Source organism: Pseudonocardia sulfidoxydans NBRC 16205, assembly GCF_007989085.1.
Lineage (GTDB): Bacteria > Actinomycetota > Actinomycetes > Mycobacteriales > Pseudonocardiaceae > Pseudonocardia > Pseudonocardia sulfidoxydans.
On record NZ_BJVJ01000013.1, the window covers coordinates 66,059 to 77,916 of the forward strand.

Consider the following 11,858-nt stretch of genomic DNA (forward strand, 5'->3'; position numbering starts at 1 on the left):
GGGGTCTGACTCACGGGCGGCCGACGGGGAGGACGGCGCGGGCTGTCGTCGTCACGGTTGTCACCGCGTCCCGGTCGAGGGCGGCGATGTCCGCGGCGACCGCCAGGGCTGCGGCCGTCACCGTGCCCGGGTCCGCGAGACGGCTGGCGAGGCCGACGGCGTGGGCGTCGGCGCCGGTGATGCGGCGGCCGGTGAGGAGCATATCGCGGGCCGGTCCCTGGCCGAGCGCCCGGACGATCCGGTGGATCGCGCCGCCTCCGGCGAGGATGCCCAGCGTCGCCTCGGGCAGGCCGAGGCGGACATCCGGCGAGACGACGCGAATGTCGCAGGACAGGGCGAGCTCCAGGCCGCCGCCGAGGCAGGCGCCGTCGACCGCGGCGATGGTCGGTACGGCGATGTGGTCGAACGCGCCGTAGACGTCTTGGCACAGTTGCACGTAGGACATCTGGTCGTCGAGGTCGGCGCGGGCCATGTAGGGGATGTCGCCGCCGGCGGCGAAGATGCGCGGCACGGCGCTGCTGACGACGACGGCGCTGGTGTGGGCGGGGACGCCCGCGAGCGCCTCGCCGAGCCGTTCGAGGAAGGGCCGGTCGAAGGCGTTCACGGGCGGGGTGTCCATGACGATCTGGGCGACGTCGCCGTGTTGTTCGACGTGGATCATGTGAACCGGGGGTCGCGCTTCTCGGCGAAGGCGGACAGGCCTTCCTGGGCGTTGGCGCCGTCGCGGACGGTGCGCCACAAGGAGAGTTCGGCGGCGAGGCCCGCTTCGTAGCTGTCCTCGGAGGCGCCGAGCGCGAGCTGTTTGGTGGCGCCGAGCGCTTCGGGGGACAGAGCGGCGAGGGTTGTCGCCAGTTCGAGGGCGTCCGTCGGGGCCGACGACGACAGCCGCGTGACGAGTCCCCAGGCGAGGGCGTCGGGTGCGGCGACGGGGCGGCCGGTGATCAGCATGTCGCGGGCGACGCCTTGGCCGGTGGTCCGCACGAGCCGGGCGACGGTGCCGGCGACGGGCGGTGTTCCGGCGGCCGGCCCGGTTGCGGAGACGACGGCGTCGGTGGGGGCGATGCGGATGTCGCAGCACAGCGCGAGGTCGAGGGCGAGGCCGCTGCAGCGGGTCCCGAGGAGCGCGACGGTCGGCAGCGGGAGCGCCTCGACGGCGGCGATGTCCCGCCCCGAGCCGGTCGCGTCCGGGAGCGACGAGGGCAGCCGGAGCAGGACCGCGCGGACGTCGGCGGTCAGTGTGGACAGGGCTGTGACCAGCGCATCCAGGGACGAGTCCCCGATCTCGACGACGGCGACGGCCCCCTCGCGAGCAATCAACGGAACGGAGGCCATAGGACCTTCCTGACGACAGACCGACCGGTCGGTCGAGAGGGTGTCCCGGCGCCGTGGGCGCTGTCAAGCGCGGTCAGGGAGGGGTGTCGGGAGCCGGGTAACAGGGTCGAAACACGTCCTTGACGGTCTTCTGTGACTGCCCCTACAGTTTCGGGCCACGGCACCCGACCGACTAGTCGGTCGTGCTCTTTCCTACCCCCGGAGGACCGTAATGACGCGGTGGAGAAACCGACTGGGCGTCGCGCTGGTGGCCTCGACGGCACTCGTGCTGACGGCGTGTGGCGGCGGCGGTTCGTCGTCGGGAACCGGTGGGTCCGGGGCCGACACGCAGACGCTCGAGTTCGCCGTCGTCGCCGAGCTCACCGGCAAGTACGCCCCCTACGGCCTGCAGCTGCAGGCCGGCGTGAACGAGGCGGTCAAGGACCTCAACGCCTCGGGCGACTACCCGTTCACCATCGCGCCGAAGTTCTACGACTGCCAGTCCGAGCAGGCGATCTGCGTCTCCAAGACCCGTGACGCGGTCACCAGCGACAAGATGCCGCTGGTGATGGGCCCGGTCGTCAGCCTCGACATCCTGCCGGCCGCCGAGGTCACGCAGCGCGCGGACGTCCCGCACGCGGTGTTCGCGGTGCTGCCCGACATCACCGACAACTACACGAACACGTTCCGCTGGAGCGCGCAGAACGACGTCAACAACAAGACGGTCGTCGACTTCGTGAAGGCGAAGCTGCAGCCGGGCGAGGGCGTCGCGATCGTCCACGCGAACACCGACTTCGGCAACGGCGGTGCGAAGGAGCAGGTCGAGGGCCTCGCCGCGGCGGGCATCACCCCGGTCGCGAACATCGGCCACGACCCGTCGCAGGCGGACTACACACCGGTGATGGTCGAGCTGAACGCCAAGAAGCCCAAGTACATCCTGCTGTCGGACTCCGACCCGGCCGACGTCGCGAAGCTGCTGCGTCAGTCGCGGGAGAACGGCGTGACCGGGCAGTGGGTCGGCGCGGACGCCTCGGGCGCCATCCAGCTCGCCGGCGACGACGCGAAGGGCTACATGATCGTCTCGCCGTGGTTCCCGAACAACGCGACGGACCCGAACTCGGTCGAGCTGTCGCAGCGGTTCGTCGCGGCCGGCATCAAGGACCCGGGCTGGATCGCGGCCATGGCCTACGACGCGACGAAGGGCACCGCCGAGTCGGCGAAGGCCAAGGGCTTCACGGCCGCCGACATCACCGCGGGCATGGAGTCGCTGACCGACATGCCGGGCAAGGCGGTCAAGTCGTGGACGTTCACCAAGGACAACCGCCGCGGCCTGACCACCTCGACCATCGGCCAGTGGGACGGCACCGGCTTCACGACCGCGTGGCCGCAGGGCTGACCCGACCGGCACGGCAGTACGAATGACCGACCAGGACGGCCGCGGGCTGGCGCCCGCGGCCGTCCGACCGGGAGGCGGATCGGTGAGCACCCCCAAGACGACCCCGGCGACGCCGGACACCCGGCCCGACGGGCCCCCCGACGACGACCCGCAGCCGCCGTCGTTCACCGCGGAACGCCACGTCGCCCCGCGGTGGGTGCGCTGGGGCGTGCCGGTGGTGCTCGCGATCGTGGCGGTGATCCTGCCGTTCGTCGGCATCGACAGCGCCCAGCAGTTCCTGCTGGCCTACATGGCGATCATCGCGTTGCTCGCGGTGTCGCTGCATTTCCTGATGGGCATCGCCGGCCTGTTCAGCCTCGGGCAGGCGGGCTTCTTCGGCGTCGGCGCCTACGTCGGCGTCGTGCTCATGGACAAGCTCGGCTGGGACGGCGCGATCGCGCTGCCGCTGGTCGCGGTGGCGGGCGCCCTGGTCGGGCTGCTGATGGCGCTGGCGACGCTGCGCGCGTCGGACCTGTATCTCGCCCTGACGACGCTCGCGTTCGGCTTCGTCGGTGAGAACGTCGTGCGCAACATCGACTACCTCGGTGGGGCGCAAGGGATCGCGGGGTTCGACCTGCACTTCTTCGGGCTCACCCTCGACGACCCGCTGCTGATCTACTGGATCGGCCTGGGCTGCGTGATCCTGTTCGGCGTCATGATCACGAGCATGCGCCGCAGCAAGCTGGGGCGTGCGCTCATGGCGGGCCGGGAGGGCCCGGTCGCGGCGCGCAGCATCGGCGTCGACACCGGGCGGTACCGGTTCCTGGCGTTCGGGCTGTCGGGTGCGTTCGCCGCGATCGCGGGCTCGCTCTACACCGCTTACGCCTACGTCCTCGACCCGTCGGTCTTCGGCCTCACGCTGACGACGACGGTGCTGACCATCGCGATCGTCGGCGGGTTGCGCTCGCTGCCGGGGGTGCTCGTCGCGGCGATCGTGCTGACCTGGTTCCGCAGCGCCGTCGACGGCGAGGCCGTCTCCGAGTACGTGCTGCTGATCTACGCGGCGCTGGTCGTCGTGACCCTGCTGTTCCTGCCCCAGGGCATCGGCGGCGCGATGTCGACCCTGGTGCGGCGACTGGCGAACCGGAAGGGGCGCTCGTGAACGAGCCACTGCTGCGCGCGCGGGGCCTGACCCGGCGTTTCGGCGGCCTCGTCGCCGTCGACTCGGTGACGATCGACGTCGCCGACGGAGAGGTCCACGGCCTCATCGGGCCCAACGGCGCCGGGAAGACGACCCTGGTCAACATGCTCACCGGTGTCGACCGGATCGACGACGGCAGCGTGCACTTCGCCGGTGAGGAGACGACGGGGCTGTCGTCGCACAAGCTGGCCTCGCGCGGCATCGCGCGGTCGTTCCAGACCTCGCAGCTGTTCGAGGACGAGGACGTGCTGGCCAACGTCATGGCGGGCCGGCACCGCCACCTGCGGTACCGCTTCCCGAACAACGTGCTGTTCACCCCGCGCACGTCGCGGGAGGAGAAGGCCAGCCTGGCGCGGTGCGCGGAGCTGCTGGAGACGCTGCAGCTTGCCGACGTCGCGCACCGTCACGTCGGCGAGCTCTCCTACGGACGACGCCGGCTGGTCGAGATCGCCCGCGCGCTGGCCACCGAGCCGCGGCTGCTGGTGCTCGACGAGCCGGCCGCCGGCCTGTCGGGTGCCGACGTCGACCTCCTGGAGGCGGTGCTGCGCGACCTCTCCGCGGCGGCGTACACGATCCTGATCATCGAGCACAACATCGGGCTGGTGATGGGCATCTGCGACCGGGTGACGGTGCTGGCCGAGGGTGCGGTGCTCGCGCAGGGCCCGCCCGCGGAGGTCCGCGTGATGCCCGAGGTGATCACGGCCTACCTGGGCAGGAGCGCGGCATGAGGCTCGAGGTCGAGAACCTGTCGGTGGGCTACGGCGACGTGTCGGTGGTGCGCGGCGTCGACCTGCACCTCGAGGTCGGCGAGGCGGTGTGCCTGGTCGGGCCGAACGGCGCCGGGAAGACGACGACGCTGCGCGGCATCATGGGGCTGACGAAGCCGACGTCGGGTGCGGTCCGCTGGGACGGCACCGACCACGCGTCGAAGGCCGCCTGGTCGCGGGCGCACTCCGGGATCGCGCTGGTACCCGAGGGCCGGCACGTGTTCGGGCCGCTGACCGTCGGGGAGAACCTCGAGGTCGCGGTGCGGGCCGTCGGCGGCAAGCGGATCGGCGCGCGCATCGACGCCGCGATGGACCGCTTTCCCCGGCTGCGTGAGCGCCGCGGCCAGCTCGCCGGGCTGCTCTCGGGCGGTGAGCAGCAGATGCTCGCGATCGCCCGGGCGCTCGTGCAGGAGCCGCGGCTGCTCGTGATCGACGAGATGTCGCTGGGCCTGGCGCCGGTGATCTACGAACAGGTCGGGGAGGCCGTGCGCGGCCTGGTGTCCGACGGGCTCGGGGTGCTGATGGTCGAGCAGAACGCCGCGCTCGCGATGTCGCTGTGCAGCAGGGGATACCTGATGTCGGGCGGGGAGATCCTGCTCGGCGGCACGGTCGAGGAGATGTCGCACGAGGACGCGGTCGCCCACCTCTACTTCGGGGCGGTGTGAGGGTATGGACAAGCTTCTGCAGCTGATCGTCGCCGGTCTGGTCACCGGCTCGATCTACGGTCTGATCGCGACCGGCTACGCCGTCATCTACACGGCGACGGGCTTCGTCAACTTCGCGCTGGGCGCCCAGGCGATGCTCGGCGGGTACCTGGCCTACGTGTACTTCCCGGGCCTGCCGCAGTGGGTACGCATCGTGGTCTCGCTCGTCGTCGGCGCCCTGGTGTCGGTGGGCTCGTGGCACCTGCTCTACAAGTGGGCCGCGAAACGGGCGATGCTCGCCGCGGTGATCATGTCGTTCGCGCTGGCGATCGTCTTCGAGGAGATCATCAGACTCTCGGCGGGCGGGGTCAACGTCGCCGCCCCCTCGCCGTTCGGGCGCACCGTCTTCCAGCTCGGCGCGGTCTCGATCTCCGCGCACCAGCTCGCCGTCGTCGTCGTGTCGGCGGTGCTGTTCACCGGGCTGGTGCTGATGCTGGGCAGCAAGCGGGGCGCCGCGGTGCGCGCGATGTTCTCCGACGCCGAGACGGCCGAGGTGCTGGGCATCCGCACCGCCCGGCTGACGACGATCCTGTTCGCGGTGTCGGGCGTGTTCGCCGCGGTCGCGGGCATCTTCGCCGCGCCGCTGCTGACGCTCTCGCCCTACATGGGGCTCAACCTCGCGCTGATCGGCTTCGTCGGCGCGATCCTCGGTGGCCTCGGCCGGATCGGGACGGCGATCGCCGGCTCGATCGTGCTCGGGCTGCTGGAGGCGTTCTTCGCCGGCTACGTGTCGGCGGACTTCCGCACCGCCCTGGTCTACGCGGTGTTCGTCCTGGTCCTCGTGATCCGCCCGGCGGGCCTGCTCGGCCGGGTGGCGAAGGTGAAGGTATGACGCAGAAGTACGAGACGATCTCCGTCGAGCGCGACGGGGCGGTCGCCCGCATCACCCTCGACCGTCCCGACAAGCTCAACGCGCTCGACCCGGCGATGCTCGAGGAGCTCCTCGACGCCGTGGCCGGGATCGGGGCCGACGAGGACGTCGCCGCGCTGGTGCTCACCGGCCGGGGCCGGCTGTTCTCCGCGGGCGTGGACCTGTCGACGCCGTTCTTCATGGAGGCCCTCGACGAGAAGCAGTCCTCGACGGTGTTCTCCGGCAAGCGGCTGCTGGACTGGCAGCACCGCATCATCGCGGGCCTCTACGAGCTGCCGTTCCCGACGATCGCGGCGGTCAACGGCGACGCCGTCGGCGGGGGCGGGTTCGGGCTGGCGATGGCCTGCGACATGCGGCTCGCGGTGCGCGGCGCCCGGTTCTGGATGGTGCCCGGCACACTCGCGGTGGTGCAGGACTTCGGGTTGTCGTGGCTGACGCAGAAGGCGATCGGCCCGTCGCGGACGCTGCAGATGGCGTTGCTGGGCAAGCCCGTCCTCGCCGAGGTGGGGGAGGGCTGGGGCCTGGTCAACGAGGTCCACGACGGTGTCGAGGCCCTCCGCACGAGGGTCGACGAGGTCGTCGCGCAGCTCAACACCATGGGCCCCGACGCGATCCGGATGCTCAAGCTCGTCATCCGCAACGGCGCGACGAGCCCGCTGCGCGAGCAGCTCGCGATGGAGGCCGTCTCCAACGGTCTGACGTTCCAGTCCACGGAGTTCGCCGACCGCAAGGCCGCGTACATGGACGGGCTCCGCAAGAAGGGGTCCCGGTGACTCTCCCACGGACCATGCGCGCGGCCCGGCTCCGCGAGATCGAGGGCACCGTCCGGCTCGTCGTCGACGAGGTCGACGTGCCCACTCCCGGCCCGGGCGAGGTGCTGATCCGGGTCCGCGCGTGCGGGCTCAACCAGGTCGACCTGCTCACCCGCGACGGCAAGACCCCCGCCGACGTCCCGCTCCCGCACGTCTCGGGCACCGAGGTCGCGGGCGACGTCGCCGCCGTCGGCGAGGGCGTCCGCAGGTGGCGCGGCGGTGAGCGTGTCGTCGTCGACCCCGTGCTCTCCTGCGGGGAGTGCGCGTTCTGCCGCGTCGGGCGCGACAACATGTGCCTGCGCGGACGCATCTACGGCGTGCAGACCCACGGTGGGTACGCCGAGTACGCGATCGCCCCGGCGTCGCAGCTGCTCCCGCTCCCCGACCACATGGACCACTCCACGGCCGCAGCGGTCGCCGTCACCGGGCCGACGGCCTGGCACATGCTGCGCCGCCGCGCCGACGTCCGCGTCGGCGAGGACGTGCTGGTCATCGCCGCGGGCGCCGGGATCGGCGTGCTCGCCGTGCAGATCGCCCGGCTCGCGGGCGCACGCGTCATCGCGACGGCGGGCAGCCCCGACAAGATGTCGCGCGCCCTCGACCTCGGCGCCGACCACGTCGTCAACCACCGCGACCCCGAGTGGGCCGACCAGGTGCGGACGTGGACCGGCGGGCGCGGCGTCGACCTGGTGTTCGAGCACGTCGGTGCCGCCACCTGGGAGGGCAGCCTGCACGCCATGGCCCGCGGCGGGCGCCTGGTCACCTCGGGCGGGCACTCGGGCTTCACCGTCTCGCTCGACCTGTGGCACCTGTTCGTCAAGGAGCACACCGTCATCGGGTCGTTCGCGGGGTCGCGCCAGGACCTCGTCGACGTGCTGGACCTGGTGGGGCGCGGCGAGATCCGGCCCGTCGTGCAGGACACCGTCGGCCTCGACGGGATCGAAGGGGCGCAACGACTTCTGGAGGACCGCGGCGTGTTCGGCAAGCTGTTGCTGGACCCGGCGCGCTAGATCGGGGGACCTGTATGAGCACGATTTCCGAGCGGGTCGCGGACTTCACCAGCGGCCTGACCATCGACGCGCTGCCGGCCGACGTCGTCGAGAAGATCCGGGTGACGCTGCTGCACAACCTCGCGGTGGCCCTGGCCGACGACGTCGTCACCGGGGTGTCGTTCCGCTACGCCGACGCCGTGGGCGACGGGAGCGGGGCGCGGCTGTTCCGCACCGGCAAGGCCGTCGCGCCCGACACCGCGGCGTTCGTCAACGCGACGATGATCCACGCCCGCGCGCAGGACGACGTCTACTTCCCGGGGCTCACCCACGTCGGCGCGACGCTGGTCCCCGCGGTGCTGGCCGTGGGGGAGTCGTTGGATGCGCCGGGGTCCGAGCTGGTCGCCGCGCTCGCCGCCGGATACGAGACGGCCGGTGCCCTGTCGCAGGGCTTCGCGCCGCGCACCACCCCGCGCGGGTTCCGGGCGACCGGCGTCTACGGCGTCCTCGGGGCGGCCGCGGGCGCCGCACGGCTGTTGGGGCTCGACGCCGCGACCACCGCCGACGCCATCGGCATCGCGACGAGCCTGGCCGGCGGCACCAACCAGACCTGGGTCGCGGGGAGCCAGGAATGGCTCTTCCAGGTCGGCTTCTGCGCCCGCAACGGGCTGCTCGCCGCCCGCCTCGCCGCCGCCGGTGGCACCGGCGCGCCCGACGCGTTCGAAGGGGCGCAAGGGTTCTACCGGGCTATGCTGGGCGAGCAGACCGACCTGTCGGCCGTGGCCACCGACCTCGGTTCCACCTGGCGCGTGCGAGAGGTCACCTACAAGCCGTTGCCGGTGTGCGCGATCCTGCAGTCGCCGGTGACCGACGCGCTGGCGTTGCGCGCCTCGAAGAGCCTGACCCCCGAGCTCGTCGGCGCCGCTCGCCTCACCCTGTCCCCGGGCGAGGCCGCCTACCCCGGCACCGACTCCGTCGGCCCCTTCCGCGGCGCCGGCGACGCGCTGATGAGCGCCCAGTTCTGCCTCGCCGTGGCGCTGGAGCGGGGCACCGTCACCGCATCGGACCTGCTGCGCACCGACGACGACGGGCTGCTCGACCTGGCGCGGCGCATCGAGGTGATCCCCGACCCGGGACTCGAGCCGCGGTCGTTCAAGCTGGAGATCGACCTGCGCGACGGCGGCCGCGTCGAGCACGTCAGCGAGGACGGCGCCGCCGACTTCAACTGGGACCGCACCGGGCTGCTCGCCCAGATCTCGGCGATGGCGGGCGAGCTGCCGTCGGCGTCGACGGTGCAGACGCTCGTCGACACCGTGCTCGACGTCGAGAACCGGTCGGTGCGTGACGTCGTGGCCGCCACGGTGACGTCGTGACGGTCACCATCGACGAGGCGTACGAGAAGGCGCTGGCGGGCGTCGGCAAGGTCCAGGAGATCCGGATCGGGATCCTCGACGAGCGTGCGCTGCAACGGTTCTCCCTGGTCGTGGGGCACACCTCCCCGGAGTACGCCTCATCGGAGGCGGCTGCTGACCTCGGGTACGACGGCCTGCTCGCCGCGCCGCTCTACCTGACCGCGGTCCTCGGCTGGGACACCGGGCCCGCCGAGTCCGACCTGCTCGCCGACGGCAACTCCACCACCCCGCTGGGCGACGTCGACGTCGCCGGGCTGCGGCTCATGGGTGGCGGCCAGGACCTGACGTTCCACGAACCCGTCGTCGCCGGGCTCGACGTCACGATGCACGCGGAGGTGACGGCGGTGACGCGCAAGGAGGGGAGGTCGGGCCCGCTGCTGGTGCTGGAGGTCCACCGCCGCTATGTGGAGGCCGACGGGCGGCTGCTCGTCGAGTGTCACGAGAGCTTCCTGGCCCGATGAGACACCCTCTGTCAACCTCCGGGTCAGGCTGCTCGTCCGAGGGCTCGGTTGCGGTTGGCGACGTGGAGGTCTTCGTCGTAAAGGACGCGTCGGGTCAGGCAGTGCCAGAGGATCTCCAGCCAGCGGTTGCCGAGAGCGCGCAGGGCGTTGTGGTGGGATTTCTTGGCAGCGATCTTGGCGTCGTAGAACTCTCTCGCCCAGCCGCTCTGGGTGAGGCTGCAGAACGCCCATTGGTGCACGGCGTCGCCGAGGTAGCGGTTGTGCGCCATCCGCCTGGCGACGACGAAGTCGCTCTTTCCGGAGCGTCGGGTGACCGGGGCGCGACCGGCATAGCACTGCAGACCGTTCGAGGAGTCGAACTGGTCGATGTGCTCGCCGATCTCACCGGCGACCCGAGCTGCGAGGCGGTCTCCCAGGCCGGGGAAGCTCAGGTAGATGTCCCCGCCTGGGAAGGCCTTCCCCGGGTCGGGGTCGGTGACGGTGTGATCACGTCCAGTGCGGCGCCCGCCCAGCAGGAGCTCGCCCATCCGCTGTTCCCAGCCGCGACGAGCCTCGTGCAGGGCCAACAGTTGGACCGCGGCCAGCCGGATCCCGGCGGCCTTGGCCCGGACCAGGTAGTCCCGCGTCGGCAGCGATGGCGCGGCGAGGGCTTCGGTGACGCGGTCGGCGAACCGGTCGGGCCAGCCGTGGCGGCCGGCGCGGGCGAACGCGACCAGTTCCTCGCGGGAGGCCGCGGCGAGCTCGTCCTGGGTGGGCCAGCGCTCCAGCAGCCGCAGCACCGTCGGAGCGCCGAGATCCGTGCCCGCGAGAGCGAGCGCAGCAGGGTAGGTGGTCTGCAGGTCGGCTCGGAGCCGGTTGAGCAGCCGGCGCTGGTCGCGGGCGGCGCGTTCGTCGTCACGGCCGATCGCGCGCAGCTCCCCGCCGAGCTCGCCGTGCGGGATGAGCGTCTTCAACGTCTGGTGGCGGTCGAGGGCGAGCAGACAGCAGATCCGGGCGTCCTCGGTGTCGTCCTTCTTCCGCGCCGGGCCACGGCGTCGCGCGACCAGGTCCGGGTTGACCGGCAGCACGGTGAACCCGGCATCCAGCAGGGCCTCGACCAGCAGCCCGTGGCGGGTCTCGAGCACGACCCGGATCTCGGCCGGGTCCGGCTCCAGGCGCAGCGCCCGCTCGACCAGCGCGGCGACACCGTTGGGGCTGTGGGCAATGCGGAACTGTTCGATCACCCCTTTCTCGTCTGTTCCGAGGGCGACATCATGAAACTCTTCAGCCCAGTCGATGCCGATTCCCAGCACGCGAGTGTCTCCTTCCGCCGGCGACATTCTGCGCGGCGGACCGGGAAGGCGCTGCGTCGTGCTGATGAACCAGTCCTCGCGGGACCACACCCTCCTGGGCGTCAGGCCTTCGCCGGGGCCCGGCAGGGGCGCCGTCTCATCTCAGTCCTCGCGGGACAAGCGCCCGAAGCGCTCCCTGCCGGGATCCACCGTGCGAAGGGAAGGTAGAGCCATCAGCGGCACTGCGTACCCCGCCGTCGGAGACGTCGCCGTCGGCGACCCGATCGGCGAGCTCGTCGTCACCCCCACCGAGATCACCCTGTTCCGGTTCAGCGCGCTGACCTGGAACCCGCACCGCATCCACTTCGACGCCCCCTACGCCGCGACCGAGGGCTACCCGGGGCCGCTCGTGCACGCGCACCTGCACGGCTCCTACCTGGCGCGGCTCGTCGTCGAATGGGCGGGTCCGCGGGCGCGGCTCACGCGTTTCCGCTGGCAGAACCGCCAGTACGCGATCCCCGGCGACGAGCTGCGGATCACCGGGACCGTCACCGCGGTCGACGGGCGGCTCGTCGACTGTGAGCTGGTCGAGACCAACCAGCGCGGCGAGACGTGCGCTCCGGGCTGGGCGACGGTAGAGCTACCGGAGTGCGACGCATGACAGCGGCCACTCCCGAGGAGGAC

13 protein-coding genes are annotated in these 11,858 nt (G+C 71.8%); 10 read left to right on the forward strand and 3 right to left on the reverse strand.

The window, feature by feature from the left end; all coding sequences use genetic code 11:
- Positions 1-10 precede the first annotated feature (10 nt).
- A complete protein-coding gene (locus tag PSU4_RS09300) occupies positions 11-661 on the reverse strand; it encodes an enoyl-CoA hydratase/isomerase family protein (protein WP_147104996.1) in 651 nt (216 codons plus the stop codon).
- On the reverse strand, positions 658-1,332 hold the full coding sequence (locus PSU4_RS09305) for an enoyl-CoA hydratase/isomerase family protein (protein WP_147104999.1): 675 nt from the start codon (positions 1,330-1,332) through the stop codon (positions 658-660). Before PSU4_RS09305 ends, PSU4_RS09300 begins: the two co-directional genes overlap by 4 nt.
- Before the next feature lie 211 nt (positions 1,333-1,543).
- On the opposite strand from PSU4_RS09305, the gene PSU4_RS09310 reads away from it, so the two are divergent.
- The 9 genes from PSU4_RS09310 to PSU4_RS09350 all read left to right on the forward strand — a co-directional run bounded on the left by PSU4_RS09310 (position 1,544) and on the right by PSU4_RS09350 (position 9,903).
- Positions 1,544-2,707, forward strand: coding sequence for an ABC transporter substrate-binding protein (locus tag PSU4_RS09310; RefSeq protein WP_147105001.1), 1,164 nt, complete (start codon positions 1,544-1,546; stop codon positions 2,705-2,707).
- Positions 2,708-2,789: 82 nt separating this feature from the next.
- Positions 2,790-3,848 (forward strand): branched-chain amino acid ABC transporter permease, encoded by a 1,059-nt coding sequence (locus PSU4_RS09315; RefSeq protein ID WP_186816838.1) that lies wholly within the window; start codon positions 2,790-2,792, stop codon positions 3,846-3,848.
- A complete protein-coding gene (locus PSU4_RS09320; protein WP_222596209.1) occupies positions 3,845-4,615 on the forward strand; it encodes an ABC transporter ATP-binding protein in 771 nt (256 codons plus the stop codon). Before PSU4_RS09315 ends, PSU4_RS09320 begins: the two co-directional genes overlap by 4 nt.
- Positions 4,612-5,319 (forward strand): ABC transporter ATP-binding protein, encoded by a 708-nt coding sequence (locus PSU4_RS09325; protein ID WP_147105007.1) that lies wholly within the window; start codon positions 4,612-4,614, stop codon positions 5,317-5,319. Before PSU4_RS09320 ends, PSU4_RS09325 begins: the two co-directional genes overlap by 4 nt.
- 4 nt (positions 5,320-5,323) lie before the next feature.
- Positions 5,324-6,190, forward strand: a complete 867-nt coding sequence (locus tag PSU4_RS09330; protein WP_147105009.1) for a branched-chain amino acid ABC transporter permease — start codon at positions 5,324-5,326, stop codon at positions 6,188-6,190.
- Positions 6,187-7,002, forward strand: coding sequence for an enoyl-CoA hydratase/isomerase family protein (locus tag PSU4_RS09335; protein WP_147105011.1), 816 nt, complete (start codon positions 6,187-6,189; stop codon positions 7,000-7,002). Before PSU4_RS09330 ends, PSU4_RS09335 begins: the two co-directional genes overlap by 4 nt.
- Positions 6,999-8,051: a zinc-binding dehydrogenase gene (locus PSU4_RS09340; RefSeq protein ID WP_147105015.1), complete on the forward strand. Its 1,053-nt coding sequence runs from the start codon at positions 6,999-7,001 to the stop codon at positions 8,049-8,051. The genes PSU4_RS09335 and PSU4_RS09340 overlap by 4 nt, the downstream gene beginning before the upstream one ends.
- A gap of 14 nt (positions 8,052-8,065) precedes the next feature.
- The gene (locus PSU4_RS09345) at positions 8,066-9,403 is read left to right on the forward strand and encodes an MmgE/PrpD family protein (protein WP_147105019.1); all 1,338 of its coding nucleotides are present in this window, start codon (positions 8,066-8,068) and stop codon (positions 9,401-9,403) included.
- A complete protein-coding gene (locus PSU4_RS09350) occupies positions 9,400-9,903 on the forward strand; it encodes an FAS1-like dehydratase domain-containing protein (RefSeq protein WP_147105022.1) in 504 nt (167 codons plus the stop codon). The genes PSU4_RS09345 and PSU4_RS09350 overlap by 4 nt, the downstream gene beginning before the upstream one ends.
- Before the next feature lie 23 nt (positions 9,904-9,926).
- Here PSU4_RS09350 and PSU4_RS09355 read toward each other — a convergent pair whose 3' ends face one another.
- On the reverse strand, positions 9,927-11,222 hold the full coding sequence (locus PSU4_RS09355) for an IS110 family transposase (RefSeq protein WP_281290666.1): 1,296 nt from the start codon (positions 11,220-11,222) through the stop codon (positions 9,927-9,929).
- 163 nt (positions 11,223-11,385) lie between these two features.
- On the opposite strand from PSU4_RS09355, the gene PSU4_RS09360 reads away from it, so the two are divergent.
- Positions 11,386-11,835: a MaoC/PaaZ C-terminal domain-containing protein gene (locus tag PSU4_RS09360; RefSeq protein ID WP_147105028.1), complete on the forward strand. Its 450-nt coding sequence runs from the start codon at positions 11,386-11,388 to the stop codon at positions 11,833-11,835.
- Positions 11,836-11,858: the final 23 nt, after the last annotated feature.